Raw genomic sequence first — 20,047 nt, 5'->3', positions numbered from 1 at the left:
CTACATTAACGTGTTTCTGGATCTTTGTCTTTTTTTCTAAGACCAAATAATCCTAATAGTCCCAATAAACCAAGCCAAGTCCAATTATTATTTTTATCACGATTATCATTTAAATCATTTGTCGTATTTACATTTCGAGTTCTCACATCATTATTAACTCTATTCATGTTATTGTCATTAACTCGAGTTGTAATATTATTATTGTTAACTCTATTCGTATTATATCCATCGTATTCAGCATGGACGCTTGTACCAAAAACCATAATAGTTAGTAATAGAGCACTTAAAATAGATGAGAATTTTTTCTTCATAGTTTTCCCCTCCTTTCATATTCAGTAATGTCTCCAGTTTTTTAGGCAATATTCGTTTGAAAATATATAAAACCATTTGAATTGAAATGTATTTATTATTTATAAGAATAAATTTTTGGTAACTGTACATTCTATGAGAGGTAATTACTATATTTGGGTAAGGTGTTCCTTATGAGTTATAAGAACTTATTTTCTTTAATCCAGAACATGGTTAGGAAAATTTTTTCTATAGTAAGTATTGTTGCTAAAAGTCTAATTTCTTTAAGGAGGAATATTTTTATGGGTATTTTAAGTGGAAATCCACAAAATGAACCAATGCACTACGGAGAAGTCTTTGGGATTTGGAGTTACCTTGCAGCGGCACAAGGTGCAATTGCTGGATATCAAGTTCTTATTAACCACACAGGAGACGAGGATTTAAAGAAATTTTTAGAAAACCTTGTAGAGAATGATATCCAATCAGAAGTTGAAGAATTAAAAAATATATTAAAATTGAATGGTGTTGCATTACCACCAGCACCTCCAGAAAGACCAGTTGCATCTATTGAAACGATTCCTCCTGGTGCTCGTATTAATGATGCGGAAATTGCAGCTAAAGTTTCTATGGATCTTGCTGCTGGGTTAGTAGCATGTAGTCAAGCTATGGGACAATCCCTTCGAGAAGATGTAGGAATGATGTTTGGTCAATTTCATATGAAAAAAGCACAAGCTGGAGCTATATTACTTCGTCTGAATAAGAAAAAAGGTTGGATTATTCCGCCTCCATTACATGTTCTACAATCAGATCAAGCATAATACCTAAATAAAATTCAATCTATTCTTTATGACTGTTGCAGTGAAGTTGTCTAGAAAAATAAAGGTTATTAGTGAATTAAAATAAGTGGCAGAGTCGTGACCGCTTTTTGGCAGTAAATGTGCCGGCTGTTTTGGAATCAACGTGATATATTTGTATTGTGAGTAGTGGCGGAAAACATTACTTATAAAATTCCTAATAACTGAAAATGGATCGTCATAACCGGTGGCGATGGTTGCAGATTGGATGAACAGTTGTTTCTTAATTTTACATTCAATTGCAATTTACGTTGTATAAACGGAGAAGGGCTTTAGCTCTTCTTCCAGTTACTTAATAATGCATAAAAAGATTGGTGCAGCAACATTAGGTGATTGGAAGAAGGGTAAAACTTCATTTACCGTAATTAAAATACAAATAAATAATTGATATCAGAGCATCCATTCAGGTTCTTTTTATTTTGGAGGAGATTGTACTTTGAAAATACCATTAAAAAAATGGTGCTTGAATAAAAGTTGTGGATTTGAAGAGGCTTCTCATACGATACGTGATGGTTGTAAATGCCCTAAACGTAATGGGTCAATGATGAATCAAATTGGTGCAAATGAAAGATAAGAAAAATAAAAAAAGAGGGCTGAATCCCTCTTTTTCTTTTGATATGCTAATTAATCACAAATCGGTATTCCAAGCACTCTTAGAGCTAATGCTACTTGAAGAGAAATCTCTAATCTAGCAATCTCGATACCAGCTACTGTAAGAACTAAAAAAGGTTGGCCATTTACAAACACAACGCAACTTTCCATGGTTACGCCTCCTTTCTAGTAAACTACTACAGTATATGAATTGAATATGAATATGTAATAGTCAAATTGATGGATTTAATAGGATTGATAGATTTACCTTGTTCTAACAAAACAAACTCAACACAAACCAAATATTGTAAAAGTTATTTAAAAATCATCTAATGTAACACATCATATATTTTGTTACATTAGATTTTTGACGAAAAACATTGATATAACAACGTTTCTATCTATTTATAAAAATAACTACTATATTTTATGTAACATAATGTATAATGAAGATACATCTAATGTAACATAACGTATGGAGGGGTAAGGAATGAAGTTTGTGCAACCAATTCGAGATAAGAAAAAATTAGAAGAAGTGAAAGAAGTTTTGCGTCGTCAATCTTATCGTGATTTATTTTTATTTGAAATGGGAATTAATACAGGTCTTAGAATAAGTGACTTATTGAAACTACATGTGAATGATGTGAAAGAAAGAACTCACATTGTTATTAAAGAGCAGAAGACCGGAAAAGATAAGCGTTTCATTATTAATACATCGTTAAGAGAAAAAATAAATGAGTATGTAAGTGGAATGAATGAAACAGACTGCTTGTTTGCTTCTAAAAAGACGGGGAAACCAATTACAAGAATTCAAGCTTATCGAATCATGAATGGTGCTGCTGAAAAAGTAGGACTTGATGAAATTGGAACGCATACTCTTAGAAAAACTTTTGGATATCATTATTACCAAAAGACAAAAGATGTAGTAATGCTGCAAACAATCTTTAATCATTCTGCTCCGTCTATTACATTACGTTATATAGGAATTCAACAAGATGAGATTGATAAATCATTAGAAGATTTTAGTTTATAAGTGAAATTTGTGCGTTCGGGTGCAAATTGGGTACAATTTAACCAGTACTTTGTATTAAATAAAAAAACAAAGCGAGGTAATGAACCCTATGGAATCACCCTTACATATATTGAGTAAGAGCATACAGTTTGGAGAAAAATTTCTTAAAGATTTAGAGAAAAGAACGGATCTAGAATTAGAGCATAAAATAGTTGTCTCTCTTTTTAGGAAATTAATCGAACAAGCTGATGCTGGCTATGTATTAGCAGACCATGATTTAGAAGGACCGCTAACAGTAATAAAGCGTTCCATTTTAGAAACATATCTAGCGATAAGGTATATCTTGCAAAAAGAAGAATTAGTAAAAGATAGAGCGTATAGTTATTATGTAGGATTTTTAATAGATTTAAATAATGATATGAGAAGCTGGTCCGAGCAACAAAAAGTTGATATGTCTGATTTAGAATTTGAAAGAGCGATTGATATTAATTCAGAAATATTAAGTAATCCTAGATTCAAATACATTCTAAAGGAATGGGAAAATACAAAAAGAAAATCTAAAAAGCTACACGACCCTAACTGGTATTCTTTATTCAAAGGACCGTGGTCATTAAAACAATTGGCTAATCGTTTAATGAAAAACGATCCCCTTTTATACTTATTTTATGGGCCGTTATCTCAAGAAGCTCATAGTTACAAAGCATTAGATGCAACAAATTATACAGAACTTATGGATAAGCCACTTGAACTTAAACCGATTAGATGTAGAGTAGAACCTGATGATGTAATCAGTATAAAAGCTTTTTGTACAGGAGCTATGCTAGAGGCGATATTATATTTATTTCCAAACCGTTCTGATGAATGTTTGGAATTTGCTAGAGAAATTGGGATGATATCTGGAAAAGAGCGTTCCCTTACTAAGTAATAATTTTTTTGTTTGATATGTTAAAAAAGTAGCGAATCCGCTGCTTTTTTTATTTTGTAAAGCAATTAGCGTGAGGTGGTGTAAATGGAAGAAGAAAATATAAACGTTCCTACATGCTCTGTCTGTAATGAGCCTTGTATGTGGACATTAAAAATGCCATTAACTATTACTCATTTTGATAAAACATATATCCGTGAAGCGAACACGGATAATTCTCATATATGCATTGAGTGCTTAGAGAAGGAAGTGCAAACAATTGGATAAGGGGGCAGGTGTTATGTAATTATGGCCAGACAAAGAAGTCCAGACCGTGATAAAGCGTATCAACTATTTAAAGAACATAATGGCGATATTACCAATCGTAAAATTGCAGAATTGTTATCTACATCCGAAAGAACTGTGAATGAAAAAACAGTAGGAGGATGGAAAACGAAAGATAAATGGATACAGCAATTAAATGGAGTACTCCATAAAAATGAACGGAGTACTCCAAAGAAAGATACGGAGTACTCCAAAAAGAAACCAGGAGCTCCCAAAGGTAATAAGAATGCTGTAAACAATCGTGGTGGAGCTAAAAAGGGCAATAGAAATGCTGCTGGTAATTCTGGTGGTTCTGCTCCACTGCGTAATGGTAATGCTGCTACACATGGTCTATACAGAAAGTATTTACCGCAAGAATTATATGATTTAAAAGAAGAGCTAGAGGAAGCAATTAACAATGATCCATTATCGATTTTATGGGAAAGTATAATGCTGCAGCATGCTCAAATTATTCATGCTCAACGTATTATGTTTGTTAAGGATAATCAAGACATGACAAAGGAGCTTCGTAAGAATAAACTTAGCGAAAGCGGCTTTGAAGAAGAGTGGGAAATTCAATTTGCCTGGGATAAACAGGCTAGTTTCTTAAATGCTCAATCTAAAGCACTTTCTACCTTATCTGCTCTTATTCGAGATTTTGATAGATTAGCAAATATAGATGATGAGCGACGCGCCAAACTTGAATTTATCCAGGTTCAAATCGACAAAATTAAATCCACTACTAATAATGATGATAACGATATTGAGCCGGTTGTCATTGTAGACAATATCAGTGGTGATTTAAATGTCTAAAAAGCAAATTGGTGAAATACTTCCACCGGCGTTTCATCAAGTCTGGTTAGCTCGTAAATGTGAATCCATATTAAAAATCGTTTGTAAAGGCGGCCGTGGTTCGGGTAAATCTACTGATATATCCATTTGTATTGTTATGGATCTTATTCAGTTTCCTATTACGGTTCTTTGTATACGTAAAGTAAAGGATACAATAAGAGAATCCTGCTATGAGCAAATAAAAGAAGCAATAGAAATATTAGGTGTAGAACATTTATTTCGTTTTAAAGAAAGTCCAATGGAAATCATTTATAAACCGCGTGGAAATAAAATGATATTCCGTGGTGCTGATGACCCTGCAAAAATCAAATCTATTAAGATAGCGAAATATCCAGTTGCTATTGCCTGGTTTGAAGAGTTGGCTGAATTTAGATTAGAAGAAGACGTTTCTACAATAGAAAAATCTATTTTGCGTAAAGAGTTACCGAATGGATTGCGATATAAAATGTATTACTCGTATAACCCACCAAAGCGAAAGCAGTCCTGGGTTAATAAGAAGTTTGAAACACAATTCAAACCAAAGAATACATTTGTACATCATAGTACATACCATGATAACCCTCATATCTCTAAGCAATTCGTGGAAGAAGCAGAAGAAACAAAAAGGCTTAAACCACAGCAATATGAACATGAATATGAAGGGAAACCGACAGGCAGCGGCGTTGTTCCATTTAGTAACCTTAAATTCAGACGTATTACAGATGAAGAAATCAAATCATTTGATAATATACGTCAAGGGATTGACTGGGGTTATGGGAATGACGCACTGTCTTTTGGTCGTATGCATTATGATAAAACGCGTAGGAAGTTGTATATATTCGGTGAAATATATGGCGTTAAAATTAGTAATCGTTCATTGGCTGAAAAGATTAAGAAACTCGGCTGGGATGATGTTGAGATAATTGCGGATTCTTCTGAACCAAAATCAATCGATGAAATGAAAAACGATCATGATATTAAGAAAATCAAAGGTGCAGTTAAAGGTCCTGGATCCGTTGAATACGGAGAAAAATGGTTAGATGATTTAGTGGAAATCATAATTGACCCTAAACGTTGTCCAAAAACTGCAAGCGAATTTGAAAATATTGATTATGAAGTCGATAAAGATGGTAATCCTAAAAACAGATTACAAGGTACAGATAATCATAGTATTGATATGACTCGTTACGCATGTGAGGACGATATGAGTAAACGTAAAGTAGTTATGGGCGGTAAGGTTAAAAGAATGTAGTCGGACATTAATTGTTCGGCTATTTCTTTTTCTCTATTAATAGAAGAAAGGAGGACATACAAAGGATATGAGCGACAAGAAAACCATAAAGAATGTAAAAGTATTTAGCATCAATAAAGCTGCAGATGATCCAAAGAATAAGGAAGACAACAGCAAACAAATGGCAGTTGACCCATTTGCACAAATATATGGCGATAAGGGATTGATTAAACCTCCTTATGATATGAAAGTGCTGCTGGATATAAAAGAAAGTAACCCTATTCATTCAGCTTGTATTAGCGCCAAAGTGGATGATATTGCAGGTGTCGGTTTTGACTTCGCACCTTTTGAAGAAGTGAAAGAAGCAAGCCAAGAGCAATATAAAAGGCTAAAAGAGTTCATGCGGAATTGTAATCCAGAAATGACAAGTTCAGAAATTCTTAGAGCTGTATGGGAGGATTATGAAACAGTTGGATGGGGCGTTATTGAAGTTGTTCGCGATAAAAAAGGTGAAAGTCCAGTAGAGCTTTATCATATACCAGGTCATACAGTACGTGCTCATAAGGACAAAATACGCTTTGCTCAAATCGTAAATAACAAAGAGCGGTGGTTTAAAAAGTTTGGTTATACCGATGATTATCACCTTGCTGATGGTAGGCCTTTAGGTGCAGAGGATATTGCAGAAAACGGAACAGAAAAAGCAGGAGAAGTAATTGTTATTCGTAAATTCGGTTCTCGTTCTTCTTATTACGGTATACCTAATTACGTTAGTTCTATTGGTTCGATAGTTGGCTCTCAAGCAGTAAGAGATTATAACATTAACTTTTTCACAGGTAAGACTATTCCGGATTCCATCCTATTCCTTGAGGGAGTCGATGAAATAGATTCCGGAACTGAAAATGAACTAAAAGTATTTTTCTCTGCAGAAACAAAAGGAGAACATCATAAGTTAGCCGTTGTTCCTGTACCGCCAGGAGCAAAAGCTAGACTAGAAAAAATAAGCCCAGATGTAAAAGAAGGTAGTTTCCGTTTATATAAGCAGGATAGCGCAATGGAAATATGCGTGGCTCATCGTGTACCGCCTTATCGTATCGGTTGGGCTATGACTGGTTCATTAGGGCAAACAACTGCTAAAGAAATGAACGAGATGTACAAGCGTTCTATTATTGAACCTGGCCAAGAAATATTAGAGCATCGATTGAATAATCAATTGTTCCGTGTATTTGCTGAAATACTAGGCGGTTTAGATTGGCATTTCAAATTAAACGAAATCGATACGGATGATCGTGAAGCTGATATGCAATATGCAGCAGGTGGTTATGAGAAACGTATATTAACACGGAATGAATCTCGTAAGGTAGTAGGCTATGAACCTGTAGCAGATGGTGATTCATTCTTTGAAGGTGGACCAGTCGCTTCTCAAGTAGAACCTATAAATAAAGCTGCAGATAATGAACAAGAGAACATAATTGCTATTAATACATTTAGGGAAAAGCATGAAGAAGTAGAGAAGGTTATGCAAAAGAAGGTAGCTGATTTTTTTCCGGACAGGGAAATAGGCTCTTAAACCTGCTTCCCGTAATGCGTATTAATAAAGCAGATGAAGAGATTGATCTTGTAATTGCAGAAGCAGAAGTTGACGAGTTCCTGGATAGCGTAGATTGGGATGAAGAGCGACAAATGTTTGTTGATGAAGTCACTAACACTCTACAAGATGATGTAACGGAATTCGTACAAAGTGCTATTGCAACAAACGGATTAACCTGGATGGTATTAGATCCTATTGGTGACGTTGCTGCAAAATGGGTTGCTGCTTATGCCTTTGAATTAGCAAAGGGAATCCATGAAACCACTAAAGATAGATTAAGAGAAACAATGCTAAAGAATCTTAGTGAAGGAATGGGTGTCGATGCATTAAGCGTTTCTATTGCAGATGTAATGTCAGAATCCAGTAACTACAGAGCAATGATGATTGCACGTACAGAAACAACCTATGCAATGAATTACGGCAATCTAATTGCTTATAAGGGTGCAAATAGAAATAAAAAAACATGGCTTACAGGAAACGACGAGCGTGTTTGTAAAGAGTGTGGTGGTTTACATGGCGAAACGGTAGATATAGATGAACCATTCAGTAATGGAAAGATGTGTCCGCCAGCTCATCCACATTGCCGCTGCACTATGATTTCAGAAGAGTAATAGAAATATACCTATTGATTGGGGTTTCATCGTCAAAACGTATACGGCTGTAATTGCTGCGATGCGTTTTGACAGTGGAACCCCAATATTTATAGGGAAGGAGGTAAAACGATGGGATATGAACTAAAGAATGCCAATATTAGTTATGTTTCATTAGTTACAAAGGGTGCAAATGGTCGTCAGTTTGCCATTATGAAGAGTGCGACGGCTAAACAACCTAATATATCAAAGCAAGTTCCAATCCTTAAAACAGAGGAAGAGAAGCAGCTTGTTACAGGCGTTGTATATGAACCAGATGTGGAAGATTCGCACGGGGACACAATGACTGCAGAAGAAATAGAAAAGGCTGCATATACCTTTATGGAAAATTACCAACACGTCGATAAACAACATGATGAAATTGCTGGTAAGGGTACAGTTGTAGAAAACTGGATTGCTAAAAGTGATATGACAGTAGGCGAACAAGAAGTGAAAGCCGGAACATGGCTCATGACAGTTCGTGTTGACGATACAGACACCTGGGAAGAAATCAAAAAAGGTGAAGTAACCGGCTTTTCAATGGGAGGATTTGGCGAGCGTGTAGAAATTGCGAAGGCTGATGATCTTACTCATGAAGAGAAGGGGATTATTCGTAAAATGGTCGATTTCTTCAAAGGTGAAAATCACAAAATTGCAAAAGGTGAAGTGAAAGATCGCTTTATCGATGGAAAGCAAAAACGTGATTTACGTGCTGTTTTTGACTTGTTCGAAGATGTGTTCTATTGGGAGATTTGGGAGAACAATCCCGATATCGACCGTATGACAGCAGCACTTGATGATATGAAGGAAATACTTTCTTCTATTAATGGTGGTTATACCATCGCTAAAGCAGCTGATAACGGACAAGCAGAGAGTATTGTGCTTGAATCCATTAAAAAAGCCGGGAAAGTATTATCCCAAAAGAATCACACGAAATTAGATGAAGCACTATCTTTAATTACCGAAATAAAAGAAGCTGCTACACCACAGGAGGATGAGGAAATGAAAGCAGAAGAAATTGCAGAAATCGTAAAACAAGCTATACAACCATTTGCCGAGCAGGTAGAAAAAATCGCAAAACAAGTAAATGGCGAGGAAGTTCCTGGCGATAATCCTACACCGGAAGAGCAAACAGAAACAGAGAAAATTGAGGGAATGATTCAAAAAGCTATAGAACCAATCGCAAAACAAATTGAGGATATCGGAAAAACTGCTTCTATTCGTAAAGGTTTAGATCCAGATGGAGATCCAATATCTGGACAACAAACAATCAAAAAATCTAAATGGACAGGATTAAACCTGTAAGGGGAGGATTATAACTATGACAATGACTAATGCAGAATTATTAAAACGTCTAGATCGTATTGAAAAGGGAGCAATGACAACCGGTGGAACGAATGCAGGATTATTAAATCCAGAGCAAAGTAAAGAGTTCTTCCGTATGGCATTCGATACAACACCATTCTCACAATTACACCGTAAAGAAATGCGTAAGGCAAAACAAGGTGAATTAGATAAAATTGCAATTGGTGGCCGTATCTTACGTAAGAAAACAGAAAACAGTGATGATAATTACCGCGCAGGTGTTCAAACATCTAAAATTGAGTACAATACAAAGGCTATTCGCTTACCTTGGGAGATTACAGAAGAATTACTCCGTGAAAATATTGAAGGTGAAGGATATGAAGATACTGTAATGGCTCTCATGTCTACTCAATTAGGTATTGATTTAGAGGATTTACATTGGAATGGAGATACAGAGTCTTCAGACGGAATGTTATCTATCAATGATGGATGGTTGAAAAAAATCAAGAAATCGAAAGAGTCTCATATTGTCGATCACGCTAAGTTAGTAACTGGTACAGGTGAAGCAGCGGCGGCGAATGGATTTGGAAAAGGTTCTATCTTTGCTTTATCCGGTGCAATGCCAAATAAATATAAAAACAGCAACCTACGTTGGATTATGTCTCCAAGCCGTAGAGAAAAATGGATTGAGTATTTAACAAATCGTCCTACTGGCGCTGGTGATGCTGCACTACTTGGAGCAGGGGATCAAGTTAATAAACCAATGGGATACGGAATTGTTACGGTTCCATCTTTAGAAGACGATGTTATTATTCTTGCAGATCCTAAAAACTTCATTGCGGTTAATACATACGACACTCGTGTTCGTAAAACTACAGAAGGTAAATCTGCAGTAATGGAAGATAAACGTTTCTATGTAATTCACTTTGATGATGATGCTGTAGTTCAAGAAATGGATGCAGTAGCAATCCTAACAAATATTCCAGATACGTTTGGCGCTTAATAGCCAGGCGTATTTTTTATGGAAATAAACTCTTTGTTATTAGGGTTTTGAATGTATACTTTTTTATTAATTTCTTGTTTTTAATGGGAAACGAGATAGAGTCAATAAAACCAACAAAACGAATGTAAACTTTCATAGATTAGTTTACATTCGTGAAAAAAGGTGAAAATAAATTAAACTCCCAAGTTTCATATTAATCTTGGGAGTTTAATTGTTATATTATTTTTTAATAAATCGAGGTTTACTAAAAAATATAGCAAGTATAAAAAATAAACTGGCAAATAAAATCGCTAATGATGTTTTATTTAGCAAAGGTAATATTATTACTGAGAGAGCTGATAAAATAAAGAAAAATTTCATCAAGTGTATCAACCTCCTAAAGTATTTTAATTATTTCATTAAAAATCAGTAATGTAAATATTTGAATGTAAATTACTATTTATTAGTTTACATTCGTGAAAGGGGTGTTAATTATGAAAATAGTTGCGCTGCGATTAGGTGGCACTTACACCGCTTATGGACAAAAGTTTAAGAATGGCCAAGAGGAAACAGTTGCAAATGATAAAGCAGATTACTTAGTAAGTACTGGACATTTTGAACTTGTAAGCGAAGTCGATAAGAAGGAGAAAGAAACATAATGGATATTACCGTGCAGGACATTAAAGACCGCGTAAATGTGCAGAAAATGCCCGATACGGTTATTCAAGAGCTAATAGATTACTATGCAGTTATTACAAGAAAGTATTTAAGAGTCAAGCCGGAGAATCCGATGAAAGAAATCATTCGGACAAGTAAATTGGCTTGGCTTTCTTTTACTGCTGAATCTGTAGCAAAAGTAACTCATGTTAGTTCTAAACAAGATATGACCGATTCTATTACTGTAAATGGGCGTATTGTTTACGGTTTATCTGAAAATCAGTTATATGAATTCGAATATAAGATACAAGATTATGATGATCTGCAGGTACTTATGAAGAAATGTATTATTGATTTGGTTGTTTCTGCAGTAGTTCGTGCTAACTTACAACGAAAAGGTATGAAGACATCGGAGAGTATTGGCGATTATTCGTACCAGATTAGCCCGGAAACGCTAGATGAACCAGCTACAAATAATAAGATACTCAATGGTTTAAAAGGCTTTAGAGCAAGAGTTAAGCCGGTGATGGCCACATGAACGAAATGTATTTCGATGATGGTGGAATGGATGATTTATATATTCATGAGGTAGTTGTAAAACGAAAATCAAAAAAGAAACAATCCTCTGGTAATTATGCAGAAGTAGAAGAGGACATTTATGAGAATATGATTTGCCGTGTAACTACTAATTCTGCTGCTGATAATGAGAGATTTAAGCGTGATAAACAAAATTTTGATACAACCTTTAAAATATATGCACCTGCTTCTTACAAAATTAAGCCTAATGATCGTATTCATTTCAAAAGTGAAGAATTAGGTGTTGATTATATGTTTGAAGTAAAAGGAGAGCCGCGTAATCCTGCGTTTATGAATCACCACATTGAAATTTATTGCGAAAAGGTATGATTCTATATGGCTAATTCAGTAGAAATTGAGTACTCAAGCAATATGGAGCAAATAAAGACGCATATTAACGCTATGTGTGTTGAAAAAGTCACAGCAGCATCTATTCATTTACAAAATCAAGTTAAGAAGAATCTCACAGGTAGCCGTAGCGGTAAACAATACAAAATACCTCATACGAGTCGTAAATATACTGCTTCTAAACCAGGTGAAGCTCCTGCTGTTCGTACCGGTGACTTGTTAAATTCGATTAAATACAATGTTAAACGGTCACAATCAGAGGTATTGGGTGCAGTAGGAAGCGATTTGCAGAAAGCGATATGGCTTGAAGCTGGTACAAGTAATATGGAAGCCCGTCCATTCCTATTAAAAGCGTTTGAAAAAGAGCGCAGAGAGCTTAAAAGAATGATGGGAGGGTAATTGTATGTCTAATGCTATTGCAGCTATTAGAATGCTTGTAGAGAACGATGAAATAATAAAAGCTAATCTATCAGAATATGGTGAAGGCGAGGACAAAGGCCCTGCTCTTTCATTCCAAACTGCACAAGATGATATGGAAATGCCTTATGTAGTTATGAGAATTGAAGCAGATAATCCGGATGATGTTGAAATTATAGATCGTATGATTCTTAATTTCGATGTGTATTGCGATAACGGGGATTATGATAAGGCAAAGTTAATTGCTACACGTATTGAGAAGTTACTAGATAGAGAAGTTGGTTTAAAAGATGATGGGATACTTTCTATACATCGTGCCGGTAAACTGCCGGTACCGGATGAAGACCCATCTATCATTCATATAAATGCGAAATTTCTTGTCCGAACCATGCGAACGGACTTGTATTAGGGGGTAGGACAAATGAGCTGGAAATTAATTAATGGTGTCCGTGAAGGGACTACTGATAATTTTGTTATCGGTCCTGGTGTCATGTACAAAGGATTTAAAAGTGTAAAAGATTTAGGTGAACTTGTAGGAGCGACGACAGGCGGCACAAAAGTAGGTTTTGATCGTGAGTATTACGATGCGGATATTGATGGCGTATTAGGTAAAATGGTACGCGGTAAGTGGTTGCTAAAAGATGAACCTCATGTAGAACTTACACTAGTTGAATTTACGAAAGAAAATCTGCAGTTAGCTTTACCTGGTATGACAATAGATAGTACTACAGAAACAGACTACGATATTATGAAACCTTCTAATGATATTCCTGATTCAAGTTACCATGATATAGCATTAATCGGTATGATTTCTGGAAGTGAATCACCTGTTATCTTTGTAATTCGTAATGCGATGGTAGTTTCATCTATTGAGGTTGATCTAAAAGATGGTAAAGGAACGGTTGGCTTGAAATGCAAGTTTATTGGTCATTACAGTGAATCTGCACCATCTACACCGCCATATGAAATTTACTTACCGAAGAAAAAGAAAACAACAACACTAAAAGCACCGGCTACCGTATAAATGGTAGTCGGTTTTCTATTACATAAAACGAGCTAAATGCTAAAAGGAGAGAACGGAATGGCTTCTATTTTAGAGAAAATGATGAATAACGGTACAGAAATTACAATCATGGGTGTAAAAGTGGAAATGCGACGTTTAAATGTAACTGATGTTTGGCGATTTGCTAAGATCATTTCAAAAGTTGGACGCAGTGCAATGGCCAACTTCGCTGATTTTGGTAAGGATAAGCAAGAAATGGATGAACTAACTATAGTAGCAGAAGCTCTTCCAGAAGAACAAAAACAAGCGCAGTTAGCTGCACTTAAAGAGAGGCAGCAACAAAAAGGATTAGAATTCGCTTTCCGTGTCCTAACAATGATTCCTGCTTGCGAAGATGATTTCACAGAGTTCTTTGCTAGTTTATTAAAAGTAAAAGCAGAAGAGTTTCGACAATTCCCTCCAGAAGCAATGGTTGCTGTTATACAGGGCCTATTAGAAAGTGAGGACTTAATGACTTTTTTCAACCAGGTCAAGGGACTCGTGAAAGTTCAGAGCGAGAAATGGAGCAAACCAGCAGCAGCTCAAATGCAAGCGTAAACGAAGATACAGATGAATATTTAGAGGAAGCTGAACAAAACATGTTACGTGCTTTCGATAAGATTCAGAAGCGGTATGGATGGACAGATGAATATGTCTTATCCATACCTTATTCGCGTTTAATGGATTTATTTTCATTAATTGCACAAGAAGAGCAGCAAGAAGAACTAAATGAGTGGAAGAAGATGGCGTTCATTGGCTTTCAAACTCGTCAGCTTGAAGAAGGTACTACTTTCAACGATTACCTTCAAGCTTTTGGACTTACCGATACTCAAGACGATAAAGAGTCATCGTATGAGATGGGAGAAGTATGGACGAAAGAAGCATGTGAAGCGCACGTTGAGCAGATTATGGCTCAATTCCAAGAAGACGACGATGAGGAATAAAAGGGTAATAGACCCCAGCGAAGGGGGTGCATAAATGCTCGCTGAAATGTTCCAATTGTTCGGAACGATTGGTATTAAAGCAGAAGGTGCTTATAAAGATTTACAGCAATTCGAAGATCGTGTACAAAAAACTGCAAACGGAATGCATGATAAATTCCAAAAAGCAGGGGAATCAATTAGCCATGTAGGTAGCAAGATGCAAGAAACAGGCGCTAATATGACCGCTGGTGTTTCATTACCTTTAGCTGGTATTGGTGCTGCAGCAGTTAAAGTAGCTTCTGATTTTGATACTTCTCAAAGAAACATCCAATCCTCTTTAGGTCTTACTGAAAAAGGTGCCGAAAACCTTGGTAAAATCGCAAAAGAAACTTGGAAAGATGGATTTGGCCAAAGTATTGAAGAAGTAGATCAATCCCTTATAAAAGTGTATCAAAATATGAAAGAAGTTCCTCATGAAGAATTAGAGGAAGCTACAAAGAGTGCTATGACACTGGGTAAAACATTTGATTCTGATATCAATGAAGTAACCCGTGGTGCAGGGCAATTAATGACTAATTTCGGTATTTCTTCAAAAGAGGCATTTGATTTATTTGCTGCTGGTGGACAAGAGGGTTTGAACTATTCAAATGAAATGTTTGATAATGTGTCCGAATATGCACCACTTTATAAACAAGCCGGGTTCTCTGCTAACGAGATGTTTACCATTATGGCAAACGGAACCCGTGATGGCAGTTATAACCTCGATTACATTAACGACCTTGTAAAAGAGTTCGGTATTCGTGTACAGGATGGTTCAAAAGGTGTAGCTAATGCTTTTGCTGAAATGTCTCCCGAAACACAAAAAGTATGGGATAACTTCAACAAAGGTAAAGGAACTTCTGCAGATGTATTTAATGCCGTCTTAGGTGATTTAGGTAAGATGGACGATAAAGTAAAAGCAAACCAACTTGGAGTTGCTGTATTCGGTAGATGATAAGTTGTGCCGAATTAAAATCGCGGTATAAAGCAAAGAGGGTGCGAATCCTAATTTGAACCGAAGGCTATGCAAAGTATGGCCAGGGGCAGAGCATAGAGGGTGAAAAGATATAATCCCTCCACGAGACCGCGACACTAATAAGTGAAAACGTATGCCGAACCGAGGATGAATCGACATCCTATTATGCGGAGGAATCCCCGGAAGTAGAGGATAAAAAGCCTTTACGATAACACAATGACAAAATGGGAAGACATGGGTGCTCAAGCTGTCTTAGGTCTTAATGATGCCAATGGTGCATTAGGTGATGTTGAGGGAACGATGGGCAAAATGCAGAAAACACAGCAAGAAGCCTTTGGTGTTCGTTGGCAAAAGTTAATGCGCACTACGATGGCATCATTAGAACCATTAGGACAAGCCATTTTAGATATTGCAGAAGTAGCCCTTCCACCAATTATTAAAGCTGTGGAATTAGCTGCAAAGGCATTTAGTTCTATTCCTAAGCCAATTCAAATTGGTATTGTAGCAATTTTAGGTATGGTTGCTGTATTAGGTCCACTAATTGCAATGATGGGCTTTATGACAAGTGGAGTTGGTGCATTTGTTGGATCATTTAGATTCCTAGTACCGGTATTATCTAAGGTACCATTGTTATTTACGGGCATATTAAAGCTCGGCCCTAGATTGATTGGTATGTTCGGAATGATAGGAAGAGCAGTTGCGTTTCTAGGAAGTACTGCATTTGCTGGACTTTTAAAGGTAGGCCCTAAACTTATTGGTATGTTTGGTGCGATAGGTAAGGCACTCGCTATACTTGGACGATCTGCAATGACATTACTCATGAATCCCTGGACGATTGCAATATTAGCTATTGTTGGATTAGTATATTTAATTTATAAAAACTGGGATGACGTTGTAAAATACACAAAGCAAGCCGTGAAATGGATAGGCGATGTTTGTTCTAAAGGGTGGGACGCAACTGTAAAAGGTGCAAAAGCCGCTTGGAATGGGTTGTCTAAGTTCTTTTCTGGATTCTGGGAAGGTACAAAGAAAGTCTTCCATACATCCGTGTCATTTCTAGGTAAAATCCTGGAGGGCGCATGGAAAGGTATCACTGCAGTAATAAAATGGCATATCAATACTTGGAAGAAAATATTCGAAGTTGGTTGGAATGTCATTAAATTTCTGTTTAATGCTGCTTTAAATGCTATAAAAAGCGTTGTTAAATTCGTATTAGAAGGCATTAAAAATATAATTTCATTTTACGTTAAATTTTGGCAGACGGTTTTCAGAGTCGGGTGGAATGTCATTAAGACAATCTTTACCACTGTACTTAATTTCTTGAAATCGTTTGTTCGTGCTGCATTTGAATTCATAAAAAATGTGATTTCCACAGCGATGAATGTTATTAAAACTATTATTTCTGCAGCATGGAATTTTATAAAAACAGTATTTGTTACTGTATTGAATTTCATTAAGACTACTGTACAAAACGCATTCAACTTTATTAAAAATGTAATTATTACCGTGATGAATGCTGTAAAAAACTTCATTCAAGCGGCATGGAATTTTATTAAAGATACGATCATTGGAGCAGTTCGCGCTTTCGTTAATTTCGTAGTTGATAATTTCAACAAAATTAAAAATACAATTTTTAGTGTTGTTGGGGCGATTAAAGATTTCATAGTAAATAATTTCGCTACGATTAAGAAAGTTATTACCGGTACTTTTACAGGTATTGTAGATACCGTAAAAGATGTCTTCAGTAAAGTAGGATCCATTGTAAAAAATGTAGCAAAAGATGCAGTGAACTGGGGAAAAGATATCATCGCTGGTATTGGTGAAGGTATGGCTGCAATGGGTGGCTGGGTAGCTGATAAAGCAAAAGGCGTAGTCAGTGGAATTCCAAAAGCAGTTAAAAAGTTCTTTGGTATTCGAAGCCCTTCACGCCTAATGATGGAATTTGGTGGATTTATTACAGAAGGTCTAGGTGTAGGGATGGAAAAAATGATTCCTGCAGTAGACAGAGCTTCTGAATTGCTAAACAAAGCAGTGGTTCCACCTAAGCCAATGAAACTAGTAACCGATGTATCTACTCAAATCGGACAAATGGGAGCACGTTCAGCTGATCTAATCGGTAAAACTGCACATCCATTTGCTGGACAAACCCACGTTGAGAAGAAAACAGATAATGGCGTAACAATTCAAAATGCAACATTCAGAGTCGCTGTTGAAAAACTACAAAATGCAGAAGACTTTGTAAAAATGAGAAAGCTGCTACAAAACGTAGTTGCTGATGATCTAATGGGAATGGCGGTGCGAAATGTATGAGTATATTAAAAACATTGCATAGGAGAGGTGGTTCATACCATCTCTTAGGGGATGCTACAAAATTAAAAAACACAATACAATATACCATTAATTTCTCATGGCCAGGGACATATAACTTTTCATTTATGTCCCAAGTTCCTATTGGTTCTGATGGTATGCTACCAGATAAATATTTTATAGTTCGGGTTAATGGTATTGAAAAGTTTAGAGCAAGAGGTGCTTATGCCTGGGAAGCAAGAGAAATCTTTGTTGGTGCAGGTCCACAAACAATTGAATTTACAACAAGCGGTTACGGTTCCTCGGACATAGCGTATATACGTGATGTTCATTATTATGCATTTGGACCTATACCCACTATTGCAATGATTGAACAAACAAAAATGCCGAAATCACTAGACGGCTTAAAAAGCTATAATGTCATGCATGGATATCCACGTTTTCAAAGTGCTGGGAATAAAGGATGCGAAGTAGAATTCACTGCTCTATTCAACGATATAAGTCATTGGCGCGATTTTATGAGAGAAATATATCGTCCTCATATTATCACCGGTGATTATGGTACGTACGGGGGTATTATTCCGCCGAATGAAGTAGATGCAATACGAAAAGGAACGCTAGTAATAGCAAAATGTAAATTAACATCTATGTCACAAGCAGGTATTGGAGTTGATGGAATGTGAGAGAAGGATCTATTTCTTTAATTAGAATGTTGGGGAGCTATTTCCAGGTTGGGAATAACTCCCCTAATTTAATTGTTTATATGAAAAGAAGGGACTCTTCTTCTTATGTACAAGTACAACACCGTGTAACCGGCTTAGAAGTGCAGGAGAACGCCGACCAGTTCGCTAGTACATTTACTATTAGCTTTGCAAATGAATACGGGGAAATGGCTCCGGATAACTGGTATGGTAAGTTTTCTTCTATTCAAGAATGGTTTTATAACAGTGAGGTAACAAATACAAACCAGTTATATCCACAGACTGAATTTAAAGTGTCTATTGGTTACGGTAACGAAGCTTTACCATATATACATGGTTTTGTATCTGATGTAAAAGTAAATGCCGAAAGCGGTACGATTTCAGTAACCTGCACAACGTCTTATAAAAAGGTTCTTCATAAGTCGGTGATTCCAACACCTGGATCAGATGAAATTGTTGCACCAACCGGTAATGTTTATGATGTAGTGAAATTCTTCTTTGAAAAAGCAGGAGTTCAATTGCACGGCAGCGGAGTAAACATCCCTGGTACCAATCAAAGTTGGATTGTTGAGGGCGCAACTGGGAAGAGGTTTCAAAAATGGGATGAAATTGTTCGCGACATTATAGATACAACATTCCATTACATTAAACACGAACCAGATGGCAGTTGTACGTTTATGAAAATGCCCGACTATGCAATTAACGAACCTGCAAAGTTTAGCTTTAGAGAAGGCGAGAACCTTATTTCATTAGATATGCAGCTAACGGACCAGGATATAAGTAACAGTATTGTTGTTAAATGCGGAGACTACGCAAATGGATTTCTTAATTCGTTTCTATTAAAAAATGTATCGCAGGGTGATTTACGAGAGGAAATGATAGAAGTTCCCTGGGCCACAACATTCTTTGCAAGAAGAGCAGTTGCTGCAGCTTATCATTTAAAAGCAATTCAGAAGTTCAGAACATTAACAGTTGCAGTCGTTGGGGATCCACGGATTCAATTATTTGATGTAGTTTCTGTTTTCAATAGAGATTCTGGCCAACAGTGGAATTACTTTGTTAAAGGTATTAATACAATGGTATCTGCAGATGATGGATTCTATCAAACTTTAGATTTAACAGTTAACTATGGGTATGAACCTGCTCCATATACAGATATAACTGGTATTACAGTAAACATTGATACGCTACGATTAAAACTTTGGGATTGGGATTTAGAGGATGGCGACTTATTAAATATTTATTGTAATGATAAGTTAGTTGAAGAAAATTATTTCATCCGGAACAATCCGACATACGTCGATATTCCACTAGAATACGGTGTGAATATTATCGTATTTGAAGCAGTACGAAACCCAAAAGGGATTCTTACAGGACGTTTACAAGTACTAGATACGCAGAATAATATCTTATTTGATTATGGTTCTTTACCAGATTTATCATTTCCTCGGGTAAATCAAGATGCAAATCACTATTATATCCAACGACCAGCAAAAACTTGGTCTGTTACGAGGGTTAACTAGGG

General features: G+C 36.2%; 24 protein-coding genes and 1 pseudogene. 23 read left to right on the top strand and 2 right to left on the bottom strand.

Going from position 1 to position 20,047, the window contains the following annotated elements; genetic code table 11:
* Nucleotides 1–5 precede the first annotated feature (5 nt).
* Nucleotides 6–311: a WGxxGxxG family protein gene (locus MKX77_RS13615; RefSeq protein ID WP_341306927.1), complete on the bottom strand. Its 306-nt coding sequence runs from the start codon at nucleotides 309–311 to the stop codon at nucleotides 6–8.
* A gap of 279 nt (nucleotides 312–590) precedes the next feature.
* On the opposite strand from MKX77_RS13615, the gene MKX77_RS13610 reads away from it, so the two are divergent.
* Together MKX77_RS13610 and MKX77_RS13605 are read left to right on the top strand one after the other, a co-directional pair.
* Nucleotides 591–1,106, top strand: coding sequence for a DUF3231 family protein (locus tag MKX77_RS13610; RefSeq protein ID WP_000512143.1), 516 nt, complete (start codon nucleotides 591–593; stop codon nucleotides 1,104–1,106).
* Nucleotides 1,107–1,578: 472 nt separating this feature from the next.
* A complete protein-coding gene (locus MKX77_RS13605; protein ID WP_189338112.1) occupies nucleotides 1,579–1,716 on the top strand; it encodes a hypothetical protein in 138 nt (45 codons plus the stop codon).
* Between the two features lie 50 nt (nucleotides 1,717–1,766).
* Here MKX77_RS13605 and MKX77_RS13600 read toward each other — a convergent pair whose 3' ends face one another.
* Nucleotides 1,767–1,904, bottom strand: a complete 138-nt coding sequence (locus MKX77_RS13600) for a DUF3956 domain-containing protein (protein ID WP_000443221.1) — start codon at nucleotides 1,902–1,904, stop codon at nucleotides 1,767–1,769.
* 319 nt (nucleotides 1,905–2,223) lie between these two features.
* Here MKX77_RS13600 and MKX77_RS13595 point away from each other — a divergent pair, with 319 nt between their 5' ends.
* From MKX77_RS13595 to MKX77_RS13495, 21 genes and pseudogenes are all read left to right on the top strand, one after another.
* Nucleotides 2,224–2,766: a site-specific integrase gene (locus tag MKX77_RS13595; RefSeq protein WP_341306926.1), complete on the top strand. Its 543-nt coding sequence runs from the start codon at nucleotides 2,224–2,226 to the stop codon at nucleotides 2,764–2,766.
* 88 nt (nucleotides 2,767–2,854) lie between these two features.
* A complete protein-coding gene (locus tag MKX77_RS13590) occupies nucleotides 2,855–3,670 on the top strand; it encodes a DUF5677 domain-containing protein (protein ID WP_341306925.1) in 816 nt (271 codons plus the stop codon).
* Nucleotides 3,671–3,754: 84 nt separating this feature from the next.
* On the top strand, nucleotides 3,755–3,934 hold the full coding sequence (locus tag MKX77_RS13585; RefSeq protein ID WP_063223223.1) for a hypothetical protein: 180 nt from the start codon (nucleotides 3,755–3,757) through the stop codon (nucleotides 3,932–3,934).
* A 21-nt stretch (nucleotides 3,935–3,955) separates the two neighbouring features.
* Nucleotides 3,956–4,783, top strand: a complete 828-nt coding sequence (gene terS, locus MKX77_RS13580; protein WP_341306924.1) for a phage terminase small subunit — start codon at nucleotides 3,956–3,958, stop codon at nucleotides 4,781–4,783.
* Entirely contained in the window at nucleotides 4,776–6,053 is a 1,278-nt protein-coding gene (locus MKX77_RS13575) for a PBSX family phage terminase large subunit (RefSeq protein ID WP_341306923.1), read from the top strand. Before terS ends, MKX77_RS13575 begins: the two co-directional genes overlap by 8 nt.
* 67 nt (nucleotides 6,054–6,120) lie before the next feature.
* Nucleotides 6,121–7,599 carry a phage portal protein gene (locus MKX77_RS13570; protein WP_341306922.1) on the top strand — a complete coding sequence of 493 codons (1,479 nt, stop codon included), beginning with the start codon at nucleotides 6,121–6,123 and terminating at the stop codon, nucleotides 7,597–7,599.
* Nucleotides 7,600–7,712: 113 nt separating this feature from the next.
* Nucleotides 7,713–8,231, top strand: coding sequence for a phage head morphogenesis protein (locus tag MKX77_RS13565; RefSeq protein WP_341307963.1), 519 nt, complete (start codon nucleotides 7,713–7,715; stop codon nucleotides 8,229–8,231).
* A gap of 111 nt (nucleotides 8,232–8,342) precedes the next feature.
* The gene (locus MKX77_RS13560; protein ID WP_341306921.1) at nucleotides 8,343–9,554 is read left to right on the top strand and encodes an XkdF-like putative serine protease domain-containing protein; all 1,212 of its coding nucleotides are present in this window, start codon (nucleotides 8,343–8,345) and stop codon (nucleotides 9,552–9,554) included.
* 16 nt (nucleotides 9,555–9,570) lie between these two features.
* Nucleotides 9,571–10,557, top strand: coding sequence for a phage major capsid family protein (locus MKX77_RS13555; protein WP_341306920.1), 987 nt, complete (start codon nucleotides 9,571–9,573; stop codon nucleotides 10,555–10,557).
* Nucleotides 10,558–11,030: 473 nt separating this feature from the next.
* A complete protein-coding gene (locus MKX77_RS13550) occupies nucleotides 11,031–11,195 on the top strand; it encodes a YqbF domain-containing protein (RefSeq protein ID WP_215564287.1) in 165 nt (54 codons plus the stop codon).
* Nucleotides 11,195–11,731 (top strand): hypothetical protein, encoded by a 537-nt coding sequence (locus tag MKX77_RS13545; RefSeq protein WP_341306919.1) that lies wholly within the window; start codon nucleotides 11,195–11,197, stop codon nucleotides 11,729–11,731. The genes MKX77_RS13550 and MKX77_RS13545 overlap by 1 nt, the downstream gene beginning before the upstream one ends.
* Nucleotides 11,728–12,099, top strand: a complete 372-nt coding sequence (locus tag MKX77_RS13540; RefSeq protein WP_341306918.1) for a hypothetical protein — start codon at nucleotides 11,728–11,730, stop codon at nucleotides 12,097–12,099. The genes MKX77_RS13545 and MKX77_RS13540 overlap by 4 nt, the downstream gene beginning before the upstream one ends.
* A gap of 6 nt (nucleotides 12,100–12,105) precedes the next feature.
* Nucleotides 12,106–12,516, top strand: a complete 411-nt coding sequence (locus MKX77_RS13535; protein WP_085313693.1) for an HK97-gp10 family putative phage morphogenesis protein — start codon at nucleotides 12,106–12,108, stop codon at nucleotides 12,514–12,516.
* Between the two features lie 4 nt (nucleotides 12,517–12,520).
* The gene (locus tag MKX77_RS13530; RefSeq protein WP_000063393.1) at nucleotides 12,521–12,943 is read left to right on the top strand and encodes a hypothetical protein; all 423 of its coding nucleotides are present in this window, start codon (nucleotides 12,521–12,523) and stop codon (nucleotides 12,941–12,943) included.
* A 12-nt stretch (nucleotides 12,944–12,955) separates the two neighbouring features.
* Nucleotides 12,956–13,558 (top strand): hypothetical protein, encoded by a 603-nt coding sequence (locus tag MKX77_RS13525; RefSeq protein WP_341306917.1) that lies wholly within the window; start codon nucleotides 12,956–12,958, stop codon nucleotides 13,556–13,558.
* A 57-nt stretch (nucleotides 13,559–13,615) separates the two neighbouring features.
* Nucleotides 13,616–14,134: a hypothetical protein gene (locus tag MKX77_RS13520; RefSeq protein WP_341306916.1), complete on the top strand. Its 519-nt coding sequence runs from the start codon at nucleotides 13,616–13,618 to the stop codon at nucleotides 14,132–14,134.
* The gene (locus tag MKX77_RS13515) at nucleotides 14,098–14,520 is read left to right on the top strand and encodes a hypothetical protein (protein ID WP_002136003.1); all 423 of its coding nucleotides are present in this window, start codon (nucleotides 14,098–14,100) and stop codon (nucleotides 14,518–14,520) included. Before MKX77_RS13520 ends, MKX77_RS13515 begins: the two co-directional genes overlap by 37 nt.
* A 34-nt stretch (nucleotides 14,521–14,554) precedes the next feature.
* Nucleotides 14,555–15,487 (top strand): annotated as a pseudogene (locus tag MKX77_RS13510) (phage tail tape measure protein); the annotation flags it as partial.
* Between the two features lie 243 nt (nucleotides 15,488–15,730).
* Nucleotides 15,731–17,824 carry a hypothetical protein gene (locus MKX77_RS13505; RefSeq protein ID WP_341306915.1) on the top strand — a complete coding sequence of 698 codons (2,094 nt, stop codon included), beginning with the start codon at nucleotides 15,731–15,733 and terminating at the stop codon, nucleotides 17,822–17,824.
* The gene (locus MKX77_RS13500; RefSeq protein WP_341306914.1) at nucleotides 17,821–18,504 is read left to right on the top strand and encodes a hypothetical protein; all 684 of its coding nucleotides are present in this window, start codon (nucleotides 17,821–17,823) and stop codon (nucleotides 18,502–18,504) included. Before MKX77_RS13505 ends, MKX77_RS13500 begins: the two co-directional genes overlap by 4 nt.
* Nucleotides 18,501–20,045 carry a hypothetical protein gene (locus MKX77_RS13495; protein ID WP_341306913.1) on the top strand — a complete coding sequence of 515 codons (1,545 nt, stop codon included), beginning with the start codon at nucleotides 18,501–18,503 and terminating at the stop codon, nucleotides 20,043–20,045. Before MKX77_RS13500 ends, MKX77_RS13495 begins: the two co-directional genes overlap by 4 nt.
* Nucleotides 20,046–20,047 lie beyond the last annotated feature (2 nt).

The sequence above is a fragment of the Bacillus sp. FSL R9-9410 genome, from assembly GCF_038050385.1.
Lineage (GTDB): Bacteria > Bacillota > Bacilli > Bacillales > Bacillaceae_G > Bacillus_A > Bacillus_A cereus_U.
This window is presented reverse-complemented; position numbering and strand designations above follow the sequence as displayed.